We start from the raw sequence: 22,473 nt of genomic DNA on the forward strand, positions 1-22,473 counted from the left end.
GTCAGTTATTCCTCACGTGTTCCAGAAAGATTTCTTTGAGAGTCACCGGGTAGCGCTCGACGACGGCCCCCGGTATGGACTGTGCCTGTTCCACGATGCCATCTACGTTCTGGCTTGCAAGAAGTGAGACCACGCGTCCTTCTTGGTAAACCGACTCAACCCCGTCTTCCCATCGCAGCGCTAACTCATCAGGGTTTTCGAGCACCACTCGGATCCTTCGGTAGCGAGACTTGATGTCATCCAGTGAGCCCGAAACGATCATCCTACCCCGATCGATAATGCCGATGTGATCGGCGATCAGATCAACCTCCGCCAGCTGGTGTGAGGAAAAGAACATGGTTGTTCCCGACGTGGCGGCCATGGTAACCAGCTCACGCAATACATCCTCGATGACGGCAGGATCGAGTCCATCGGTTGGCTCATCCAGGATCAGCAGGTCGGCGCCTCGCGAAAAGGCCAGCAGGAGCATCAGCTTCGACCGCATCCCTTTCGATAAGTCCGGTATTTTGCCTTTCAGGGGAAGCTCGAATATCTCCAGATAGCGTCGTTCGAGATCGTGCCGCCATTTAGGGAAGAGTGGACGAGTGAAGCGAATAATCTCCTCCACCGTCATGTAAGGATAGAGCTCCTTGTCTTCTGTTACGAAGCCAATGCGGCGGCGGATCTCAACGGAGTGGTCCGCGTCGGCGACGGGGCTTCCAAACACGAGGGCGCTGCCGCTGTCCGCCCGCAACAGGCCCATGAGAGTTTTTATAGTGGTAGTTTTGCCTGCACCATTGCGGCCGAGGAAACCAAAAATACTTCCAGCGGGCACCCGCAGATCCAAGCCACGTAATGCTTGTTTATCCTTGTAAGACTTACAGAGTTGACTTGTTTCGATGACGAAGTCGGTCATAGCTTCCTTTCTCTTCCTGCTACCGATCCCTGTCTTGCGCCAGCCTGCCCTAACTCATTTTCAAAGGCTCTGCGTATCTCCTCTTCGGTCAGTCCCATTGAGAACATTCGTTCAATCGCAGATCCAACCACAGCCTGGGCCTTACGGATCAGGCTGGCTCGGCCTTCTGGCGATCCTTTGATGTACGCACCAGAACCGTGCTTCAGCGCGATGACCCCTTCGTGTTCCAACTCTCTGTACGCACGGACCACGGTGTTTGGGTTCATGACCAGGTCTTCCGCAACCTTCCGGATAGTAGGGAGTTGATCACCCTCTCGTAGCGCACCTGTTTCTACCGCGTGTTTCACCTGCTCCATAAGCTGGAGATAGAGCGGTATGCCGGAAGCTGGGTTTAGTCGAAAGATCACAACAAATGTGTACTAGTCTATCGATACACTATACACATCACGGATGACGCGTCAAGCAGCGGGAAAGACCATTCAAGGAAGTTTCGTAACAGCCTCGAATGAGCGGGCAATCGCCCACAGCCGCGACCCGCTTCTACTTACGCCAAGCCTGGTAGCAATGCCGCAGCATCGAAATCTACTTTGGCCTGCTTCTAGCTAATCCAAGCCTGGTAGCCCAATGCTTTAGCATCGGGTTCGCTTAGCCCTAGCTTCTAAGCACGCCAAGCCTGATAGCCGTATGCTTTAGCATTGGGTCCGCTTGGCCCTTGCTTCTAGGTACGCCAAGCCTTCAGGCTTGGCCCTCTTATGACCCGCCGCTGAAAGCGGCGTACCGCACTGCCGTAGGCTGGAGCGGAGTCCGAAGATCCGGGGTCCCCGGCGAGCTAGCTCGCTGGGGTGGAAAGGACGGAGCGACCCAATTCCCAGCGCAGCCACCAAAACCTGTCAACCCGCAACCACCCTAACTCAAAACAAATCAGCAACATCCATCTGCCGATTCCACCGCCCCCAACCGCTATACTGGTATTAGTAGACCCAAAGGCCCCAAACGCCCAATAAAATACTTGTTTTCAATGCTTTACTAATAACCCATTTGAAGTCAATATTTTGCAAAAGAGGTCCGCAGGTAAGTTACCTGTAATCAAGATTTTGCGCAAAATAAGGTACCGGGGGAGTATCACACGCCATGTCCGACAACCGAACCGACCTCCTCAATCTCATCGCAACCCACTCCTTCCGTCTAGGCGACTTCACCCTCGCCAGCGGCCAGAAATCCGACTACTACATCGACTGCCGCACCACCACGCTGCACGCCGAAGGCGGCCGGCTCTCCGGCCTACTGATGTACGACCTCATCCGCCAGTACTTCCCCCACGCCGACGCCGTAGGCGGACTCACCATGGGAGCCGACCCTCTGGTCTCGAACACCGCCAGCGCCTCCGCCTGGAACCATCTGCACCATAAGCACGACCCACTCATCCACGGCTTCCTCGTCCGCAAGGCCGAAAAGACCCACGGCACCGGCCGCCGCCTCGAAGGCTTTCACAAGCTGGGAGCCCACGTCGTCATCGTCGACGATGTCTGCACCACCGGCGGCTCCACCATCACCGCCATCGAAGCCACGAAGGAATCCGGCATGAACGTCATCGGCGTCCTCTGCCTCGTCGACCGCGAACAAGGCGGCCGAGCCAACATAGAAGCCGCCGCCCCCCACGCTCCGTTCCACGCTCTCTTCACCGCAACCGACGTCCGGGCCGCGCACCTGTCTCTCAAAGGAGAGCAGCCTTGAGCAAAGGAGTGCAGCCATGAGCAAAGGAGAATAAGCCATGAGCGAAACGCAGCCAGAGATCACCTACGTCGGAGGCCCGACCGCACTCATCCACTATCACGGCATGCGCTTCCTCACCGATCCCACCTTCGACCCCGCGGGTGGCGATTATGGAAGCGCACCAGCTACGTTGCACAAGACCGGCGCCCCGCAGGTAAGCGTTGAAACCCTCGGTCCGATCGACTACATCCTGCTCAGCCACGACCAGCACTTCGACAACCTCGACCACGCCGGAAGAAAGATGCTGTCGCAGGCGAAGCATGTCCTCACCACCACAGAAGGTGCAAACCGGCTCGGCGGAAACGCGATTGGATTCGCCCCATGGCAGACCATCGAAGTCAAAAATCCGGAAGGCCGGCCTTTTCTGATCACTGCCACCCCTGCGCGTCACGGCGCGTTCGGGTGCGAAGCCAGAAGCGGTCCCGTGGTCGGCTTCGCCGTCAGCCCCACAGAGAGCGGGATCGAAGGCGCTCTCTACTTCTCGGGAGATACGGTCTGGTACGAAGGCATAGCGGAAGTAGCCCGGTGGTTCAATGTGACGACCGCTATCCTCAACATGGGAGCGGCACGCGTCCAGGCCGCAGGTCCCGCTCCTCTCACCATGACCGCCGAGGACGGAATTGAAGTCGCCAAGGCTATGCCCGAGGCCACCATCGTCCCCCTGCACTTCGAGGGCTGGACCCACTTCAGCGAATCGAAGCAGGTCATCCAGGAGGCCTTCTGGAACGCCGGACTCGACAGCCGCCTTCGCTGGGTCGACCCCATTCGTCCTTCTTCCGATAAACTATAGAGGACATGATTCCCACCCTCGAATGGCTCCCCAACGGCGTTAACTTCCTCGATCAAACCAAGCTTCCCCTCGAGGAGACCTACGTCCTCGCCACGGACTACAACCAGGTCGCCACCGTCATCCGCGACATGATCGTCCGCGGCGCTCCCGCCATCGGAGTCTCCGCCGCCATGGGAGTCGCCCTCGGCGTCAGCCAGTCGAAGGCCGCCGACCTCTCCACCCTCTCCGCCGAGGTCGCCACCATCGGCGACACCCTCGCCGCCACGCGTCCCACCGCGGTCAATCTCTTCTGGGCCATCCAGCGCATGCGCGATAAATACGACGCACTCGCCGCCGCCAACACCTCGATTCCCGAGATCAAGGCCGCCCTCATCAAGGAAGCGCAGCTGATGTACGACGAAGACATCGCCGCCTGCAAGTCCATGGGAGCTCACGGAGCCGCGCTGCTCCCGCAGGAAGGCACCGTCCTCACTCACTGCAACGCCGGAGCCCTCGCCACCTGCGGCTACGGAACCGCCCTCGGAGTCATCCGCGCCGCCGTCGAGCGCGGCCACAAGATCGACGTCTACGCCGACGAGACTCGCCCCTATCTGCAGGGAGCCCGCCTCACCGCGTGGGAGCTGCTGCACGACAACATCCCCACCACCGTCCTCTGCGACAACATGGCCGGCTCGCTCATGCGCCAGGGCAACATTCAGGCCGTCATCGTCGGAGCCGACCGCATCGCCGCCAACGGCGATACCGCCAACAAGATCGGAACCTATTCGGTCGCGGTCCTCGCCAAGGAGCACGGCATCCCGTTCTACGTCGCCGCCCCGCTCTCGACCATCGACGTCAACACGCCCGATGGCGACGCGATCCCCATCGAGCAGCGAGCCGCCACCGAGGTCACGCACTCGAACGGCAAGCAGATGACGCCCAACGGAGCCGCCATCCAGAACCCCGCCTTCGATGCGACCCCGGCGAAGTACATCACCGCCATCATCACAGAGCACGGCGTCCTGCGGGCTCCGTACGACCAGTCCATCCGAGAGATGTTCGAGAAGGCCGCGGCCAAACCCGATCTCATCTCCGCATAGAAGTGCCCGCGCAGGAGCTGAAAACGGCGAAACGGGTTCGAAGTGAAAGAGGAGGATTCATCCACACTTATTCAGTGGCCTGCCCATCGCCTCACGGTTTAGAAAACCTTCTACCCTAGAAGGCAGCCCGGTGATCTACCGTTTTCTCAATCCGCATTACCGATCGCTTCTTCGCGGAGCTCTCCTGGTTCTCCTCAGCCTTGGCGCCGCAGTTCTGCTCTCTGACTTCCCCCGCAACCGCGCCACTCTTTGGCTCATTCTTCCCTGCTTTACGGCCATCGCCGGAACCATCGATCACATCCGCTGCATGCGAACCCGATGGAGCTTCTATCACGGTGGCGTCCTGCTTCTGATTTACATGGACCTGATGGCGCTCGGCATGATCCTCTTCTTGTTTCTTTATCCATATGCTCTCTGGCTCACGCGGTCTGCATAGTTCTGCATCAGAACATGTCGTATACTCGCGGTGATTTCCGGTACGTCACTTTATAAAAATTCAGGGAGATCTTCATGCTTAAGGGCTTTCGCGATTTCATTCTGCGCGGCAATGTGATGGACCTGGCAGTCGCTGTCATCATTGGTGCGGCTTTTACGGCCATCGTCACCGCGCTGACTACAAACATCATCAATCCATTGCTTGGCGCCATCTTCGCCAAGCCCAACTTCGACTACATGGTCGGGCACATCCATGGCGGCGTGATCGAGTACGGCAAGTTCTTGACCGCAATCGTCAACTTTCTCTTGATCGCCGCTGTCGTCTATTTCTTTCTCGTGCTTCCCACGCAATACCTGCTGAAGAAATTCCACCCGCCAGTGGCTACTCCTCCCGCAACGAAGGCCTGCGGCGAATGCCTCTCCGATATTCCGCTTGCAGCGCACCGGTGCAAGTTCTGCGGCCAGCCAGTCGCCGCCTAGTCTCTCCACATTCTCCGTTCCGTGTGGCGTGGAGCCCTCTCTTCGCGCCACGCGGAATGCTGTACTCTAACCTCTAACGATCCCTTAGAGGTTAACTTTGCGCGCTGTCCGAATCCTGGCCTGCCCCTTTCTCCTCGCCGCTCTCGCCGCTTCGGCCCAAACCCCGCAGGTCTTCGGCTACCGCGACTTCACCCAGCAGTCAAAGTGGGATGCAGCCTTCCTGCCCATACCCGACGCAAAACTTGCGGGCGAACATCTCAAGACTCTCACCGCCTCTCCGCACTGGGCCAGCTCCGAGGAGGACTACGCGACCGCCGTCTACGTCGCCGACAAATTCAAGGCAGCCGGCCTGAAGACCCAGATCGTTCCCTACAAGGTGCTGCTCAACAAGCCTGTAAAGATCTCCATCGAGGCCTTCAAAGCCAACGGTGAAAAGCTGATGTCCGGCCCCTCCCCTGAGCATGTCGATCCCAGCAAAAACGGCGGCGATCCATTCCAGGACGACCCGCGGATCTTTCCCGCCTTCAATGGCTCTTCCCCATCCGGGGATGTGACCGGCGAAGTCGTCTACGCCAACTACGGCAGCCTGGCCGACTTCAAAAAGCTCGCCAGCCTCGGCATCAGCGTTAAAGACAAGATCGTCCTCGTCCGTTACGGCCAAAACTTTCGCGGCGTAAAGGTCTACCTGGCCCAGCAGTACGGCGCAAAAGGCGTGCTCATCTACTCCGACCCTGCTGACGACGGCTACTTTCGCGGCGACGTCTACCCCAAGGGTCCCTTCCGCCCGGAATCAGGCGTGCAGCGCGGCTCCGTGCAGTTTCTTCCCATCTACCCCGGCGATCCGCAGACCCCCGGCATCGCCTCCACGCCCGATCTTCCCGACTCCAAACGAATCCCTCTGGCCGAGCTCAAGGGAAACCAGCCTTCGATTCCCTCAAATCCCCTCTCGTACAAGGACGCCGCTCCCATCCTCAAGTGCCTCGATGGCCCGGTCTCTCCCCACGCCTGGCAGGGAGCACTTCCCTTCACCTATCACGTCGGCGGAACCAGTCGCGTGACGGTGCATATGCATCTGGAGCAGGACACGGCGTTGCGCACTATCTGGGATGTTGTCGGAACCATCGAAGGGACCGACGCCTCACAGAAAGAGGACTGGGTCGTCGCCGGAAATCACCGTGACGCCTGGGTCTTCGGAGCCGTCGATCCCAACTCCGGCACCGCCGCGATGCTCGAGTCCGTTCACGGTCTCGGCGAGCTGCTCAAGCAGGGATGGCGCCCAAAGCGCACAATCGTCATCGGGTCCTGGGACGCTGAGGAGGAAGGCCTGATCGGCTCTACCGAATGGGCTGAGCAGAACGCCACTCACCTGGCGCGTGCTGTGGCCTACTTCAATACCGACGTCGGAGTCTCCGGTCCGGATTTCAAGGCCGCTGCCGTCCCTTCTCTCAAACACTTTGTGCGAGAGATCGCGAAACAGGTTCCCTCGCCAAAAGGCGGTACCGTCTATCAGCAGTGGAGGCTCGAAGAGGAGACTGACGCCCAAAATCATACCGCCTCGACTCTGGGTGCAACTCGCGATAACTCCCTGGGACAAGAAGACGTCCATGTGGGCGATCTCGGCTCCGGCTCCGACTACACCCCCTTTATCCAGCACCTCGGCGTGCCCTCGACCGACATCGGATCGGAAGGACCCTACGGCGTGTACCACTCCGCCTTCGACAACTACAACTGGTTCATCAAATTCGCCGATCCCACCTTCGTCTATGAACAACAGCAGGCCCGCATCTTCGGGCTCGAGATTCTGCACATGGCCGACTCCGATGTGCTGCCCTACGACTATCAGCTCTACGGCAAGGAAATCGTCGGCTATCTCGAAGAGGCGCAACGCCATGCCACGACGGGCAAGCTGGACCTTGACTTTGCTCCCACCCTGGCAGCAGCCCATCGCTTTGAGGCGGCCGGCGCTTCGCTCCGTACCCGCCAGCTTTCTCCTCCGGAAAACCCGGTAGCCCTCAACAAGGCTTTGCGTGAAGCGGAAGGCGCTCTCCTGAATCCCGACGGCCTTCCCCATCGCCCCTGGTACAAACACACCATCTATGCCCCTGGCGAATATACCGGCTATGCCGCAGTTGTGATTCCAGGCGTCAACGAAGCCATCGGCGAGCCCGACGCCAATCGTGCGAAAGCTCAACTTCTCCAGCTCGCAGGAGCGCTCGACCGTGCATCAGCGATTCTCGAGACTGCCGCAAAATAAGATCGCTCCCACGCAAAAGGGCGAGCCGAAGGCCCGCCCTTTTGTTTTTTCGATTTCGGAGAACCGGATCGAATTACCAGTTCCCGCCCTGCGTAACCGTTTCTGGTTCAGAAGCCTCAGGGTCTGCCCGAGTCTCCCTCCCCCGATTCATGTCACTTTGGTTGGGTCGACTTGCTTCTTGCCATCCATTGGTCCTTCCGGTTTCCCGGATGTTCCAATCAGGATCACTCCTGATTTCAGGATCACTCCTGATTTTTTGGTTGGCCATAGGCTACTCTCTCCTTCTGGAAGATTGCTCTTCCGTTACAAAATGAGATTTCCCCTCGTCCGAAACCGTTGTCCCTTCCATAAAATTTTTGCCTGTGCAAATTGTGGAAGCTGTGGATATCCCCGCTGGATCTGCACCATTCGCGAGCAGAAACCCAGCTCTCTCAACGGGAAGCCCGCTTCTTCGCTCCCTTCAAAGCCGAAGCTGATCTGGAGCCCACCGACCTCTTCGCAGACGCGCGCTTCGTCTGCTGAGACAATGCCTTCTTCGAGACCGTCGACTTTGGCTCACGCTTCAGCGCCGCTTCACTACTGTGCGATCGCTTCGCCGAGGGTTTCTGTCCGGGATGCTCCTGCCCCTCTTCATACTCCCGCTCAGCCCGCTGGCGTACCGCCTTTGAGCCGCTCTTCGGCGGAGCCAGGGGGATCCCGGCTCGGCGTGCCTTACTCAATCCGATCGCAATCGCCTGTTTCGCCGACCTGACACCGTGTTTGCCCTCACGCACATGCTCGATCTCTTCATGGACAAACTCTCCCGCCGCCGTCGACGGAGCTTTGCCTTCGCGTAAATCTTCTTTTGCCCGCTCTAGGATTCGTTTTTCCGGCATGGCCATACTCCTCTCTGCCGCGCTGTGCGACACATTCTGTGCAACATCGGATGCCATGCCTTGCAAAACCGTGGTCTATCGCAAACACGAAGGCCGCCCCAGTCGGAGCGGCCTTCGCGTTTCATGAAACTTCTATCCTCGAAGCGCCATCTGTTCGGTCACAATCTGGGTAAGATCCGGCTTCTTCAGTCCGTGCTCGCGCTCATTGAACTGATCCACCTTGCTCGACCAGTTCATCGAGCAGAACTTCGGCCCGCACATGCTGCAGAATGCCGCCTCCTTGTAGTAGTCATCCGGCAGCGTCTCATCGTGCATGCCGCGAGCCGTATCCGGATCGAGCGAGAGCGCGAACTGCTTATCCCAGTCGAAGGTGTAGCGTGCATGCGAGATTGCATCGTCGCGGTCGCGTGCACCCGGACGATGCCGTGCAATATCAGCCGCATGCGCAGCGATCTTGTACGCGATAATCCCGTCCTTCACATCCTTCTCGTTCGGCAGGCCAAGGTGCTCCTTCGGGGTGACGTAGCAGAGCATCGCCGCGCCATGCCATCCGATCATCGCTGCGCCGATCGCCGACGTGATGTGATCGTAGCCGGGAGCGATGTCCGTAACCAGTGGTCCAAGCACATAGAACGGAGCGCCGTCGCAGAGCTCGACCTCCCTGTCCACCTGCTCCTTGATCTTGTCCATCGGCACGTGACCCGGACCTTCGATCATCACCTGCACATCACTCTTCCATGCCTGACGCGTCAACTCGCCCAGAGTCTTCAACTCGGCAAATTGCGCTTCGTCACTGGCATCGGCCACACAGCCCGGCCGGAGACCATCTCCGAGTGAATAGCTGACGTCATACTTCGCCATGATCTTTGTAATGCGGTCAAAGTTTTCGTACAGGAAGTTCTGCTTGTGGTGGTGCGTCATCCACTGCGCCATGATCGCGCCGCCGCGGCTGACGATACCGGTAATACGCTTGGCGACCATCGGAACATACTGGATCAGCACGCCCGCATGGATCGTGAAGTAGTCCACGCCCTGCTGTGCCTGCTCCTCGATCACCTCGAGGTACATATCGATATTCAGATCCTCGACCCGCTTCACCCGGCTCAGCGCTTCATACAGGGGCACTGTCCCGATCGGCACCGGGCTGTGCCGCAGAATCGATTCGCGGATCATCGGGATATCGCCGCCGGTCGAAAGATCCATCACCGTGTCCGCGCCGAAGTGCACCGCCGTATGCAGCTTGCGCAGCTCTTCGTCCACATTCGACACCAGCGCCGAGTTTCCGATATTCGCGTTGATCTTGCAGAGCGACTCTACTCCAATCGCCATCGGCTCCAGCTCGACGTGATTGATGTTGGCCGGGATAATCATGGTGCCTTTGGCGACTTCGCTGCGCACCAGCTCCGCGGAGATCTTCTCGCGCTCGGCCACAAATGCCATCTCTTCCGTGATCAGACCCTTGCGCGCAAAATGCATCTGCGACATGTTGCTGTCGCCAGTTCGCTCCGCCTCGGCCTTGCGCTTGACGATCCACTCCGCCCGGCCGGTCGGAACCTTATATCCATTGCCGTTCGTGCCATTTCCACCCGGGTGATGATTGCCATTTGTGCTCATAGGAACCCTCTTTTCAACGAATCGCTGCGCCGCAAGCTGGACGCATCCCGAGTATATCGCTGTTGCGCACGACAAGGTATCCAGGCGCGGCGCGCAACGGAAACAGTGAAGTCCTGCAGCCATTCCCATTGCGGCCAACCTAACGCATCGCCTCGCATCCAAACCAGTCAGAACGCGCACGACCCGTGAGCACTCCGGCGCACGTTGCCGTCTCACCCCGGATTCGATATCAGCCGCATATGCGCCCAACCGGGCGCTGGCGGCCTTGCGCACCGAAAACAAAAGGAGCATCAGCCATGAAAATGTTCTCAGCCAACATCGAAGATCTCCGCACACTCTATATCACCAACCTCAAAAAAGCCCTGGACATGGAGCAGAAGATTACGGACGCTCTTCCCAAGATGATCGAGAAATCCACCAACCCGCAGCTTGCGACAGCTTTCCAAGATCACCTGCGCCAGACCGAAGGCCACGTCGCGAACGTAGAGGCGCTGGTCCGCAATGCCACGGGTGATGCCGATACGGAGACCTGTAAGGCAATCTCCGGTCTCGTCACCGAGGCCGAAGACAGCATCAAGGATGCAAAAAACGATACAGGCATCCGCGACATCACCCTCATTGCTGCAGGACAGCAGGTCGAACACCATGAAATGGCTGTTTATGGCACGCTGCGCAACTGGGCTATCATCCTTGGCCTCACGGAAGACGCTCGTATCCTCGAGTCGATCCTCAATGAAGAGAAGGCAGCCGACAAGCTGCTCAGCTCCATCTCCGACGGCGTCAATATGCAGGCCGCCGCTTAGCCTGCCCACATGCAAAAAAGAAGCCGGCAGGAAATATCCCCTGCCGGCCTTGTGAAGAGCCTTAGTGAAGAGACCTATTCGTTTCGCAGGGCAACCATCGGGTTGATCCGCGACGCTCGCCGCGCTGGAAGATATCCCGCTAATCCCGCTACCACACCCAGTAGAACGGCCATCGCCACAAACGTCATTGGATCGGTCGGGGTTGTCCCAAACAGCAGCGATGCGATCAGGTGCGCCACAGCAACCGATCCCACCACGCCAACCGCAATCCCAATCGATGCCATCCGCATCGTCTTCGAGATCACCCCCATCTGCACATTGCCCGGAGATGCGCCCAGAGCCATCCGTACTCCAATCTCCTGCGTTCGCCGCGTTACCGAGTACGAGATCACTCCGTAAATCCCCAGCGACGCCAACACCAGCCCAAGCGCCGCAAACACACCCACCAGCAACATAAAGAACTGACGCGGCGAGACCGCATGATCCACTAGCCTCTGCATCGGACGAAACTCCACCGCTGCCTGATTCGGGTTGATCTCTCGCAGCGTGCGCATCACACTGCTCGCCAGTTGCTCCGGCGGAAGCTTCGAACGTACTACAAGCACCGCGCCGTCCGGTCCCCAGTCGCTCTGCATCATCGGCAGGTACATCTGCCAGCCCGACTTGCCCTCGACGTTGGTGTCGCTAACATCGGCAATCACTCCGATCACGCGAACATCCTTCTTTCCGATCACCGCCATCTTCCCAACAGCGTCTTCCCCTGGCCACAGCCCCTTGGCGGCGGTCTGATTCAGCACAACCACGCCTTCGCCCTTGTCGTTGTCCTGCCAGGTAAAATCGCGTCCGCGCAGTCGCATCCCCATCGCCCTCAGGTAGCCCGGCGAAACGATATAGACGAACGACCCGGGAAGCTCCCCCGGCTTGTACGCCTTGCCCTTGATAAACGGCGAGCCCCACGAACGGTTCCTATCCAGCGGCAGATTATCCGAGAAGCCTGCCACCTCAATCCCCGGCAGTCCTTCCACTCGATGCGCGATGTTCTCCAGAATCGCAGTCCGTTTATCTGTTTTGCCGCCGTCGTCATAGTCAATACGCACTGCCGCGGCCGTGCTTGGCTGAAACCCAAGATCCACATCCAGCACGCGCAGAAAACTACGCATCAGCAACCCCGCACCCACCAGCAGAATGCAGGCCAGTGCCACCTCGGAGACGACCAGCGCGGTGCGCATCTTCTCATGCTGCCGCCCCTCGGTTGTTCCATGGCCTCCGTCCTTCAATGCCTCCTGCACGTTGGCACGCGAAGCCTTGATTCCCGGCATCAGCCCGAAGAGGACGGCGGTCGAGACTGTGATCAGGAGACTCCAGCCAAGCGCCGTGCCATCCAGCTTCACGCTGCTCAGCAACGGAAGTGCAATCGAACCCTGATGTGCCAGATACCGCAGCATGGCATAAGCCAGCCCCAGCCCAAGCGCCGCTCCTGTAGCCGCCAGTACCAGGCTCTCCGTCAGCAACTGCCGTATCAGCCGGGCACGCCCCGCGCCCAAAGCGCTGCGCAGCGCAAACTCTTTGTTCCGTGCGGCCGACCGAGCCAGCATCAGGTTCGACAGGTTCACGCAGACGATCAACAGGATCAGCCCGACCGCACACCACAGCACGACCAGCGACCGACGCAGCTTGCCGCTCACATACTCCTTCAGAAAGACCGAGTATCCCGCGTCCTTGTAATTCCCCTTCGATTCCGGATACTTCTTGCCCCAGTAGAACTGCGGAAATAGCGTCTTTGCCTCCGACCTCGACTGTTCCAGGGTCACCCCAGGCTTCAGGCGTCCGATCATCGCGAGCGTGTTTCCCTCGTAGCGAATATCGTCCATGACCAGCGGAGTCAGTATGTCCACCTTCGCCCCCGGCGAAAACGCCGCACCGAAGTCGAAGCTTTCCGGCAACACTCCCGCCACCGTCGCTGGTTTGCCATCCAAGGCGATCGCTTTGCCCACCAGAGAGCGATCCCCACCGAACTGTTTCATCCAGAATGGATAGGACAGCATCACGGCTGGAGGCCCGCCCTTCAGCGCCTCCTCCGACCTGAACTGCCTTCCCAGAAACGGCTCCACACCCAGCACATGGAAGAAGTTCTCCGCCACCATGATTCCCGTAACCGGCAACGGAACCCCGCGCCCCGTGAGCTTGTAGTTGTCCTCCGTCGAGAAAGCGAAGTAGCCCGTCACGTCCTCATACGAACGGTTCATCGCGCGAAGATCTTCGTAAGCATCCACCGAATAAGTTGAGCCCGACAGCCCATTCGCTTTCTCCGGCGCAATCCACACCAGCCGCGAGGGATCGTAGAACGGCAGCGGTCGCAGCAGAATCGTATTCACCACGCTGAACACCACCACGTTCGCCCCGATGCCCAGCGCGAGAATCAGAATCGCGATCGTGGCAAATCCGCGGTCTCGTCCCAGCGTGCGAACCGTGTAACGCAGATCCTGCAACAACGTCTCCAGCCACGGCAATCCGCGCGACTCCCTCTGCCGCTCCTTCGCCTGCTCCACGCCACCGAACTTAACCATCGCCTTCCTCCTCGCCTCCTCAGGCGACATCCCGTTGCGAATGTTGTCCTCGGTCGCCATGGCAATATGCGCCGCAACCTCTTCCTCAAGCTCACGGTCCAGCGGCTCTTTGCGAAAGAACGCTCCCACCCGCGCCATCATCCGGCGTAGCGAATCCAGCCACGATTTCTTCCGCTCGTCTCTCATCGTTCTCCGCCTCCCTCGCCCATCGCCAGCACTCGCCCCATCACGCTCGAAAGCCGCTGCCAATAGGCCGTATCCTCGGCCAGCTGCTTCCTTCCCCGCTTCGTAATCGAGTAGAACTTCGCCTTGCGGTTGTTCTCCGACGCTCCCCACTCCGCGTCGATCCAGGCCCGCTGCTGCAGCCTGACCAGCGCCGCGTAGATCGTCCCCTGGTTCAGCAGGACTTCATCGCCGCTCACCTGCTCGATCCGCCGGGCGATTCCATAGCCATGCATATCGCCAATGGCCGCCAAAGTCTGCAGCACCATCAGATCCAGCGTCCCCTGCAAAAGGTCCAGCTTCGCGTCTCCCATGTGTCTCTCCTGTGGCATCACCACATTTGTACCTGTGGATACGCCACAGGTACAGGAAAGTTCAGCCGAATGTCATTTTTTCTTCCAGATCCTGTTTCCGCCCTTGCCTTAAACCACTTAAGCCTGCAACGGGCGTAAAATAAATTCACGAAGCCATGCTGAACCCTGACCGGAAGAGCCCGCTGAAGATCATCGTCGCCACCGTCCTCATCCTTGGGACCGTCGCCTACCTGGCGATAACCGGCGTGCGCGACAACAAGAGTTACTACGTCACCATCGGCGAGCTCAACAAGATGGGCGACAAGGCCTATGTCCGGCACCTTCGCGTTGCCGGCAATGTCGCCCCCGGCAGCATCCAGCGTGCGGGAACCAATGCCACCTTCACCCTGCTGGAGCAGGGCCGTACCCTGCGCGTCGCGTATAACGGCTCCGAGCCTCCGCCCGACACCTTCAAGGACGATGCGCAGGCACTCGCCATCGGAACCTACGGCCACGACGGCGTCTTCCACGCCACCCAGTTGCAGGCCAAGTGCGCCTCCAAGTACGCTCCTGCAGCCAATCAAAAGCCCACCAACACCGCCACTGCGCTTCCCCTCGCCCGCTGAATCTTCTTTGCTGAGCCTCTCGCTCTATACTCGCTAGAAGACTTCCTGCAGACACGCGCATGTCCATCACCGCTCCAACCCGAGCCGAAGCCACACACGCCACAGCCACAGCGACGCTCGATTCCGTCTCCAAAATCTACGGCTCCTTCGCCGCCCTGCGCAACGTTTCGGCCACCTTCCCCGCTGGTTCCTCGACCGTCATCCTCGGTGAAAATGGCGCAGGAAAATCCACCCTCCTCCGCGTGGTCGCCGGCCTTATCACCCCCACGCGCGGCATCGCAACCGTCTTCGGCGACTCCCCTCACCGCCACCGTCACCGCATCGCCTACATGAGCCACTCCACCATGCTCTACGACGAGCTCACCGCCATGGAGAACCTCACCTACTTCGCCACCCTGCACCGCGGCGAAGGCTGCGCCTGCGTCGGCTCGCCCGAGATGGCCCTTCGTGCCGTCGGTCTCGACCCCACCCTCACCCGCCCCGTCGGCCAGTACTCACAGGGCATGCGTCAGCGCGCCTCCCTCGCCCGCGTCCTCCAGACCGACCCCGAACTCCTCCTCCTCGACGAGCCCTTCTCCAATCTCGACGTCGCTAGCGCGAGCCACCTGGTCGAGCTTCTTAGCGACTTCCGCACCTGGCCCGTTCCCGGCGGAGGCGGTACCCGCACCCTCATCCTTACTACCCATCAGGCTTCACTCGCTCAGCCCCTCGCAGACCGCACCCTCACCATGCGTCAGGGCCAGATCGTCGAAATCACCGGAACCAACGGATGAAGACCTCCGCACCCGCAAAGACCAACGCAGCCCGCCTCCTCGACTCCCTAGGCATCGCCTACGAGCTTCGCGCCTACGAGGTCGACCCCGAAGATCTCACCGCCATCTCCGTAGCCCGCAAGATCGGCCTTCCCGCCGAGCAGGTCTTCAAGACCCTCCTCTCCCACACCAACGATGGGCAGCACCTTTTCGCCGTCATCCCCGGCGACTCCGAACTCGACCTTAAAAAACTCGCCCACACCGCGGGAGCCAAAAAGGCCGAGCTCGCCTCCCTCAAAGACGTCGAGCCCCTCACCGGCTACATTCGCGGCGGAGTCACCGTCATGGGCGCGCGCAAGCCCTTCCCCGCCTTCGCCGACGAGACCATCGAGCTCTTCGACATCATCAGCGTCTCCGCAGGTCTTCGCGGCCTCCAGCTCATCCTCTCCCCCGCCGACTACCTCCGCGCCTCCGAGGCCACCCTCGCCGACCTGACGAAATCTCTCTCCGCGGAGTCACGTTGAGATACCTCCACTACGTCCTCGATCATCTCCGCAAAGACCTCCGCCTCGAGTGGCGCTCCCGCGACTCCATCAACGGCATGCTCTTCTTCGTGCTCCTGATGGTCGTCGTCTTCTCCATCGCCTTCGATCCCGCGGGCTATCCCACCGTCACCCGCCAGATCTCCGGAGGCATTCTCTGGGTTGGTCTCCTCTTCGCCTCCATGACCGCGCTCAACCAGTCCTGGACCCGCGAGCAGCGCAACCAGGTCCTCGAAGCCCAGCGCATGGCTCCCTCGCCTGCCTCCGCGCTCTTCGTCGGCAAGGCGCTTGCCAACATGCTCTTCGTTCTCGTCGTCGAAGCGGTCCTCGCTCCCATCTTCGTCGTCTTCTTCAACCTCCATGTCCTCGGCAATGCGTGGCTGCTCGTGCTCATTCTCCCACTCGGAACCTGGGCGCTGGTGGTCAACGGAACCTTCTTCGCCGCCCTCGGTCTGCGCGCCCGCAACCGCGAGCTGCTCCTTCCCCTGATCCTCCTCCCGCTTTCGCTCCCCGCCCTCCTGATGATGGTGCAGGCCACCACCGGCGTCCTCACCGGTGAACTCGACCCCGCCTACCTCCGCTCTTGGATCACCCAGCTCGCCTGCTATGACCTCATCTACACCACCGTCTGCATCCTCCTCTTCGAAACAGTTCTCAACGCCGAGTAGCCTCGGTCGAGACCCGTACACGTCATACTCACCACACGCAGCTCGTCATTCCGAGCGAGCGCAGCGAGTCGAGGAACCCCAGTATTTCTTTGCAGGATGCAGAAACCGCATCTATTTCCATCCCTGCGAGAGATTCTTCACCCCGAAACCAGGACCGGTTTTCTGATCTTCGCAAAATCTTAAGTCTATTTTCGCGATAAAATAATCCCATCGTGGCGCGCTCCTCCACTCTCCGCAACATTGCCTGGTTCTGGCTCGCCGCTACCCTTGCGGTCCTCGTCGTCGGATTTCGTCAGGCAATCTTTGTGGCCCCCATGGAAGAGACCATGGGCAATCTGCAGCGCATCTTTTACTACCACCTCGCACACGCGATCCTCGGGCTGGTCTTTCCCTACATCAATCTGGCCGCCTCACTGGCCTATCTCTACTGGCGCCGCAGAGACCCCCTCAAGGCTCTTTCAGCCGATGCCCTCGCTGTAGCTTCTGCGGAGATCACCGTCCTCTTCGTCGGGATCACTCTCGCTACCGGCATGCTTTGGGGCAAGCCCGCATGGGGAATCTGGTGGGCCTGGGACGCACGTCTCACCACGGAGCTCATCCTCTGGCTGCTCTACGTCAGTTACCTGATGCTCCGCCGCTTCTCACCCACCGGACAGACGGCAGTCCTCTCCGCGGTGCTGGCCGTTTTCGCCGCAGTGGATGTCCCCATCGTCTACATGTCGATTCATTGGTGGCGTACCCAGCACCCGGCTCCGGTCTTCGGTTCCGACGGCGGCGGCATCGATCCCGCCATGGTTCCCGCAGTCCTCTGGAACCTCGCCGGGTGGGCGATGTGGGGACTCTTCCTCATCGGCTTCCGCTTTGCCCTCGAACGCCGTCGCCAGCTTGCAGAGCAGGAGGCCGCCCTCCTCGCCCTCGAAGCCTCCCTCGAGACCCCTCAATAACGGAGCCACGCACCGCATGACCTGGCAGACCTTCTTCGACTTCTCCACCATGGCCCACCGCCACCTTGTCTTCGTGTATGCAGGGGTAATCGCCGTTCAGCTCACATACGTCGGCTGGATCGCCCGCAGCTGGTCCCGCATAAAAGGCCGCTAACCGGCGCCTAGAGTTTGTGACAGGAAAACGAGAATGGGGCACGGCGAACGTGAAGGTCGGGTAACGCCGTAACGATTGGCAAAAGAGCTTGGTTAGCGGCATGCTGGTCATCATCTGAAAACTGCACCCGGATAACTTTTTCCGGTAGGTTCCCATACTTCTGTAGTGCCCATTCTCTAAGCGATTTAGCTGACACTTCGGCGCTGTTTAGTAGGATTCTCGATCCCTCAAAACGAACGACAGGTACGCTGAAGCTTTCGGTTCTCGACTCGCTATCGTCTGTGCACAGCTCTCTCACGGGATTCGTGACAGCCGTGTAGACCACTTGGGTTTGTTGACTTTTGTTAGTGGGGCCTCTCCGGCAACCAGTGACGGCACAAACAATCAATGCCAAAGTGAGTAGAGCAGAGAGTCTGACGTTCCAATTCAGTGCTGTCCTATAGAGCTTTACACTCATAACATCCGACCTAGCAATGTTAGACACCAGTCTGTTGAGCAAGGTTCCATGAAACCGAGCTATCGGACACTCTGATTGCCCAGAGGGCAACTTTCCCACATTACTCTCGGTCTTCCGGCATGTCTCGGAGCCGTCTGTCCACACTGAATTTATTAGTAGTTGTGTGTCCGTTTTGAGAAAGGCTGAAGTTTCCCAAAACCCGACTTTGCAGGAATTACACTCATGCTGAGGAGTCCGCGTGTTTTATTCCTGGCCGGAATTACGGTTTTGGCTGATAGCAGGATGCATCTTCATATTGGGTGTCGCCGCATTTCACGGAGTCCGGATGAAGCGGCCTCTGATTCGCGTATCAACCCGAATCGTGACCTTCTTGACCTGCATTGCATCGTTTATAGCGATGTCTCTGGCACTCATCGGCCTCGTTTCCGGCTGCAATACACACTCCGAGCCACTTCTCTCGCCCTCAGGAGACAAAGCGGCACGGGTCGAAACGGTTGATGGAGGGGCGACCGGTGGCGGTTCTGGAGTAGCTATCTACAGCCATCATGGCCTTAGTGTGAACACCGTTATGTATGGGGCATGGCATAGTGTCGACCGGAACGATCTTCGATGGATCGGGGATTCCACACTCGAAATCATACATGACGGAAACGCCCAATTCTGCTCAGACGCCTCGGGAGTCCATGTGGTCTGCATCAAGCGTTCGAACCTCTTGAACCAGAAGTTTCCTGACAACGAGGTTATAGGACACTCTGATTACCCGACGGCAACTTTCCCACATTACCATCGGTCTTCCAGCATGGCTCGGAGCCGTCTGTCCATACCGAATTCATCGGTAGTGGTGGGTTGGTTTGAGAAAGGCTGAGGTTTCCGAAAACGCAACTTTGCAGGATATTAGGCTCAGTCAACGACTTCAAGCTCAGACTGGCAGCCCTTCGGCAGTGCGAAGGCTCTTGTAAAAACGCATCGCGTAGGGATTGTCCCGTGGAATGTCGCGCTCCAAGCGAGGCCAGTGTTCGCCCAGTCCAATCGTCCGCAGTAGCTTGGCGTACTTGCGCATTTCATGAGGGACGTTGCCGGACGCCAACATGGCTGAAATACGTGCACGCAATCGAGACTTCTGCATCTCATTCAGGTAGGATCGGCGCAAGGCTCGGGCTGTATTCGATTTGAGTTTTGGGCCGAATGGGAAGAGCGTATCTTCTTCGACAAAATCGACTCCCAAAGCGATACACGCCGCATCCCCCACTTCGATGCCTCGAATAACCTCTGACATAATCGGATAGATCCAGTACATGTCGCCCTGTTGTGCTTCCAAGGGATCGAGGGAACTACAGCATATTCGACGTGAAGAGCCGCGCAATATTCGCGATAGCGCCTCTGAACCGCCTCCACGGACCAGTTGCCGTTTCCGTTGTAATCCCTCATATTCCCTCGGAAGTCCAAGCGGTTCATGGAAGAAGTGTAGCGGAGTTGATTTTCATCGGCATTGAAACGGGGTTTTGGGTAATTAGACCGAGCGTCGGATCTGGTCTTTTCGCCAACGTTCGGCGCGGCGGAATGTAAGGGCAGCAAGGAAGCGATGCACCATGGCGAGGACGAGGAACCCCCACCTCGGTGGATGGCTGATTGTGTGATTTGTTTTCTGAGCCTGTCTAAACAGATAGGTGCGGTTGTTGTGATGGTTGCGTCTATTTACTTAGCGGAACGCAGTAAAATAGTCCACCAAGCGATTGCTATCGCGGCCTGAGTGACGTGTTGCGCAAGATTCCTGAACCCGCAGCGGATTCCTGTTACGGAGAAAACCATGAAGAAAGCCAATTGGTTTGTGGGCCTTACTATGGTGTTCGTCTTCACGACTACAACGGCGCGGCCGCAGGCGCCCGCGGGAGTTCCTGTTTTCGAATTCGACAAGGCAAAAAGCTCGATTGGGTTCAATGTGAAAGCCTCTGTCGCTATAGCCGGTAAATTCGACAAGTGGGATGCCAAGATGACGTTAACTTCTACGGATGTCACGACGGGCGTTTTGGACATCAAGGCCCAAGCGGCCAGCGTGAATACCGGCAGTGGCATGAAGGACGGTAAGCTGAAGGGCAAGGACTTCTTCGACGCCGAACACGATCCGTTGATCACCTTCCATTCATCTAAGGTTGTTCAGACCGGTCCGAACAGCTTTGACATACCCGGGACCTTTACGATACGCGGAGTCTCCAAACCCGAGACACTGTCGCTGACGGTTTCCGGAATCGGGACAGGCGAAGGCGAGGTTAAGGGGGTAATGGCGTTTGACCGGAAAGACTTCGGAATGAACAGTGGCATCCCCTTCATCAAGATCGCCGACCGCGTTGAGGTGGATGTCGACCTTGTTGGCAAGCGAGTCAGCGGTCCCCAGATAAGCTTAAAGAAATAGCGTAAGGCAGGGGACGCGCTCAGGCACCATTGTGGGGACAATGGCCTTCGATTGTGTTGCCCTGATTTTGAGAAGCTCCGTCGCGGTTGCTAGTCCGCATATCGGACAAATGGTTCGAGTAGCGCGCCATAAAAACGGGGTTATAGGCACTTTGACTACCCAGAGGGAAATTTTCCGAATCAACAGAAAATTCCAATTCCCATAATCTCGCCAATTTAAAAAAAAGCAACGAAGCTACACGAGGTAGCTTCGTTGTCCGAGAAGGATTTACAGACGATGCAAGAGCTCCCCATCTGGCAACTCCTCGCATCAATCTCGTAGACACCATTTCTGAACGAAAGGTTTCGCAAATTTATAAAAATCTTTTTTTATTGGAGATCGCTCCGCAACTTGCGACCCCACAATATCGACCGATAAACTCGCTTTAGTGTCAACATCCCGTCATCGACCGCGAGCCAGACTTCTCGCACTGTTTCTGCTCGCTCTTCTCCCTCTTGGGTGCCGCCGCAGCAGCTTTCCCGACGTTCCTCCCGGCTATCGCGAATTTGCCTATGTAACCAACGGCAACTCCAATACCGTCAGCGTTCTGGACCTGGTAAACCTGCGTTCCGACCGCACCCTCCGAGTCGGTGACAATCCTACCGGGATCGCCGCCAATCCCCGGAGGAATGAGGTGTATGCTGTCAACACCAACTCCGGGACCATTACCGTCATCGACGCGGCCACAAACACCATCGCCGCCACCATCGGCGTCCACCGCCAGCCTTATTTCATCAGCATCGACCCCGCAGGGGAGCGCGCTTACGTCGCCAATTCAGGCTCCAACTCTGTCAGCGTCATCGACCTCAACCGCCGCCGCGAGATCGCCGTCGTCGGCGCAGGCGAGGAGCCGGGACTCGCTCGCGTCTCCCCCGACATGCGCTCCGTTGTCGTCTCCAATCGCAAATCCGGCAGCGTGTCCATCTATAGTGCTGCCGCCTATGCGCAGCCCCAGGCCCCACAGCAGGACTCCCCGGAGACTCCCCAGCCAGGACCGCAGGAGACCTCCGGACCGCCCCTCAAACTCCGCGTTGCCTACCCGGGCTGTCCCGGCGCAACCGATATCGCCATCCTGCCAGACTCCTCGAAGGCCTTCATCGCTTGCTCGGGTGGCCATCAGGTCATGGCTATCTCGCTTGCCGCCGCCCCCGGCTCCTGGCCCGCGCGCCAGGACCCCGCCGCAACCTCCGATCACCTGCTCACCCTGCTCGACGTGGGCAAGACTCCCGTCCACCTGGCCCTCAAACCTGATGGAGGAGAGGTCTTCGTCTCCAACTTCGGCTCCGACTCCATCTCCGAGATCGATACCTGGAACAATCAGGTCCTCGGAACCTACATGATTGGCAACAAGCCTGTGCATGGCATCATCACCCGGGACGGTTCCACGCTTTGGGTCGCGGACTTCGGCTCTGACCTCATCAGCGTCTACAGCATCGAAGACGGGCAGCTCGTCACGACCGTCCACACCGGATCTTCCCCCGATGCACTGGCCTTCTCCGCGGACGAACACCTTCTCCTCGCCGCCGATGCACGCTCCGGAGACATAGCTGTTATCCGGACCCAGGGCAAACAGGGGGCCGCGCTATTTACCATCCTGCCCGCAGGCTCCTCACCCAACGCCATAGCTGTAAAAGCGATCCACGCCGCGCCCTAATGTTGTGAGCTGAATCGTTGCCATAAATTTGTCATCCCGAGCGACGCAAGGACCCCGCATTTAGATCAAACCGCCACCCACAGCCCGGTAGGGTTAGCCAAAGTCCACTCTCGCCTCCGACTTTGTCATTCCGAGCGAAGCCGAGAA

The 22,473-nt window shown here is 58.8% G+C and carries 22 protein-coding genes; 15 read left to right on the plus strand and 7 right to left on the minus strand.

The genetic code is table 11. From position 1 onward, the window contains the following. Window position 1 precedes the first annotated feature (1 nt). Window positions 2-895 carry an ABC transporter ATP-binding protein gene (locus AC5S26_RS20145; protein ID WP_494186732.1) on the minus strand — a complete coding sequence of 298 codons (894 nt, stop codon included), beginning with the start codon at window positions 893-895 and terminating at the stop codon, window positions 2-4. Further along, window positions 892-1,302 carry a GntR family transcriptional regulator gene (locus AC5S26_RS20150; RefSeq protein WP_494186733.1) on the minus strand — a complete coding sequence of 137 codons (411 nt, stop codon included), beginning with the start codon at window positions 1,300-1,302 and terminating at the stop codon, window positions 892-894. The genes AC5S26_RS20145 and AC5S26_RS20150 overlap by 4 nt, the downstream gene beginning before the upstream one ends. A 724-nt stretch (window positions 1,303-2,026) precedes the next feature. On the opposite strand from AC5S26_RS20150, the gene pyrE reads away from it, so the two are divergent. The 6 genes from pyrE to AC5S26_RS20180 all read left to right on the plus strand — a co-directional run bounded on the left by pyrE (window position 2,027) and on the right by AC5S26_RS20180 (window position 7,706). Continuing rightward, window positions 2,027-2,629, plus strand: a complete 603-nt coding sequence (pyrE, locus tag AC5S26_RS20155; RefSeq protein ID WP_494186734.1) for an orotate phosphoribosyltransferase — start codon at window positions 2,027-2,029, stop codon at window positions 2,627-2,629. Between the two features lie 37 nt (window positions 2,630-2,666). After that, window positions 2,667-3,458, plus strand: coding sequence for an MBL fold metallo-hydrolase (locus AC5S26_RS20160; protein WP_494186735.1), 792 nt, complete (start codon window positions 2,667-2,669; stop codon window positions 3,456-3,458). A gap of 5 nt (window positions 3,459-3,463) precedes the next feature. Then, window positions 3,464-4,537, plus strand: a complete 1,074-nt coding sequence (gene mtnA / locus AC5S26_RS20165; RefSeq protein ID WP_494186736.1) for an S-methyl-5-thioribose-1-phosphate isomerase — start codon at window positions 3,464-3,466, stop codon at window positions 4,535-4,537. Window positions 4,538-4,667: 130 nt separating this feature from the next. Then, entirely contained in the window at window positions 4,668-4,973 is a 306-nt protein-coding gene (locus tag AC5S26_RS20170; protein WP_494186737.1) for a permease, read from the plus strand. Window positions 4,974-5,047: 74 nt separating this feature from the next. Next, a complete protein-coding gene (gene mscL, locus AC5S26_RS20175) occupies window positions 5,048-5,452 on the plus strand; it encodes a large conductance mechanosensitive channel protein MscL (RefSeq protein WP_494186738.1) in 405 nt (134 codons plus the stop codon). Window positions 5,453-5,549: 97 nt separating this feature from the next. Next, a complete protein-coding gene (locus AC5S26_RS20180) occupies window positions 5,550-7,706 on the plus strand; it encodes a M28 family metallopeptidase (protein ID WP_494186739.1) in 2,157 nt (718 codons plus the stop codon). 431 nt (window positions 7,707-8,137) lie between these two features. On the opposite strand, the gene AC5S26_RS20185 is transcribed toward AC5S26_RS20180, so the two are convergent. Both AC5S26_RS20185 and thiC read right to left on the minus strand, forming a co-directional pair. Further along, a complete protein-coding gene (locus AC5S26_RS20185) occupies window positions 8,138-8,581 on the minus strand; it encodes a DUF6496 domain-containing protein (RefSeq protein WP_494186740.1) in 444 nt (147 codons plus the stop codon). Window positions 8,582-8,713: 132 nt separating this feature from the next. After that, a complete protein-coding gene (gene thiC, locus AC5S26_RS20190; protein ID WP_494186741.1) occupies window positions 8,714-10,195 on the minus strand; it encodes a phosphomethylpyrimidine synthase ThiC in 1,482 nt (493 codons plus the stop codon). A 296-nt stretch (window positions 10,196-10,491) separates the two neighbouring features. On the opposite strand from thiC, the gene AC5S26_RS20195 reads away from it, so the two are divergent. Beyond that, window positions 10,492-10,998, plus strand: coding sequence for a YciE/YciF ferroxidase family protein (locus AC5S26_RS20195; protein WP_494186742.1), 507 nt, complete (start codon window positions 10,492-10,494; stop codon window positions 10,996-10,998). A gap of 74 nt (window positions 10,999-11,072) precedes the next feature. Here the strand turns inward: AC5S26_RS20195 and AC5S26_RS20200 are convergent, their stop codons facing one another. Further along, a complete protein-coding gene (locus AC5S26_RS20200) occupies window positions 11,073-13,751 on the minus strand; it encodes an ABC transporter permease (RefSeq protein WP_494186743.1) in 2,679 nt (892 codons plus the stop codon). Beyond that, entirely contained in the window at window positions 13,748-14,101 is a 354-nt protein-coding gene (locus AC5S26_RS20205; RefSeq protein ID WP_494186744.1) for a PadR family transcriptional regulator, read from the minus strand. The genes AC5S26_RS20200 and AC5S26_RS20205 overlap by 4 nt, the downstream gene beginning before the upstream one ends. A 155-nt stretch (window positions 14,102-14,256) precedes the next feature. Between AC5S26_RS20205 and AC5S26_RS20210 the strand changes: the two genes are divergently transcribed. From AC5S26_RS20210 to AC5S26_RS20235, 6 genes are all read left to right on the plus strand, one after another. Beyond that, entirely contained in the window at window positions 14,257-14,706 is a 450-nt protein-coding gene (locus AC5S26_RS20210; protein ID WP_494186745.1) for a cytochrome c maturation protein CcmE, read from the plus strand. 59 nt (window positions 14,707-14,765) lie between these two features. Next, window positions 14,766-15,479, plus strand: coding sequence for an ABC transporter ATP-binding protein (locus AC5S26_RS20215; RefSeq protein WP_494186746.1), 714 nt, complete (start codon window positions 14,766-14,768; stop codon window positions 15,477-15,479). After that, window positions 15,476-15,982: a Cys-tRNA(Pro) deacylase gene (ybaK, locus tag AC5S26_RS20220; protein ID WP_494186747.1), complete on the plus strand. Its 507-nt coding sequence runs from the start codon at window positions 15,476-15,478 to the stop codon at window positions 15,980-15,982. Before AC5S26_RS20215 ends, ybaK begins: the two co-directional genes overlap by 4 nt. After that, window positions 15,979-16,668, plus strand: a complete 690-nt coding sequence (locus AC5S26_RS20225) for a heme exporter protein CcmB (RefSeq protein ID WP_494186748.1) — start codon at window positions 15,979-15,981, stop codon at window positions 16,666-16,668. Before ybaK ends, AC5S26_RS20225 begins: the two co-directional genes overlap by 4 nt. A gap of 212 nt (window positions 16,669-16,880) precedes the next feature. Continuing rightward, entirely contained in the window at window positions 16,881-17,612 is a 732-nt protein-coding gene (ccsA, locus tag AC5S26_RS20230; RefSeq protein WP_494186749.1) for a cytochrome c biogenesis protein CcsA, read from the plus strand. A 16-nt stretch (window positions 17,613-17,628) separates the two neighbouring features. Continuing rightward, the gene (locus AC5S26_RS20235) at window positions 17,629-17,766 is read left to right on the plus strand and encodes a hypothetical protein (protein ID WP_494186750.1); all 138 of its coding nucleotides are present in this window, start codon (window positions 17,629-17,631) and stop codon (window positions 17,764-17,766) included. Between the two features lie 1,376 nt (window positions 17,767-19,142). Here AC5S26_RS20235 and AC5S26_RS20240 read toward each other — a convergent pair. After that, window positions 19,143-19,499: a hypothetical protein gene (locus tag AC5S26_RS20240; protein ID WP_494186751.1), complete on the minus strand. Its 357-nt coding sequence runs from the start codon at window positions 19,497-19,499 to the stop codon at window positions 19,143-19,145. A gap of 531 nt (window positions 19,500-20,030) precedes the next feature. Here AC5S26_RS20240 and AC5S26_RS20245 point away from each other — a divergent pair. Both AC5S26_RS20245 and AC5S26_RS20250 read left to right on the plus strand, forming a co-directional pair. Continuing rightward, on the plus strand, window positions 20,031-20,633 hold the full coding sequence (locus AC5S26_RS20245) for a YceI family protein (protein ID WP_494186752.1): 603 nt from the start codon (window positions 20,031-20,033) through the stop codon (window positions 20,631-20,633). A 427-nt stretch (window positions 20,634-21,060) separates the two neighbouring features. Beyond that, the gene (locus AC5S26_RS20250) at window positions 21,061-22,326 is read left to right on the plus strand and encodes a YncE family protein (RefSeq protein ID WP_494186753.1); all 1,266 of its coding nucleotides are present in this window, start codon (window positions 21,061-21,063) and stop codon (window positions 22,324-22,326) included. Window positions 22,327-22,473 lie beyond the last annotated feature (147 nt).

This window comes from Edaphobacter sp. FHG110511_03 (assembly GCF_059115365.1).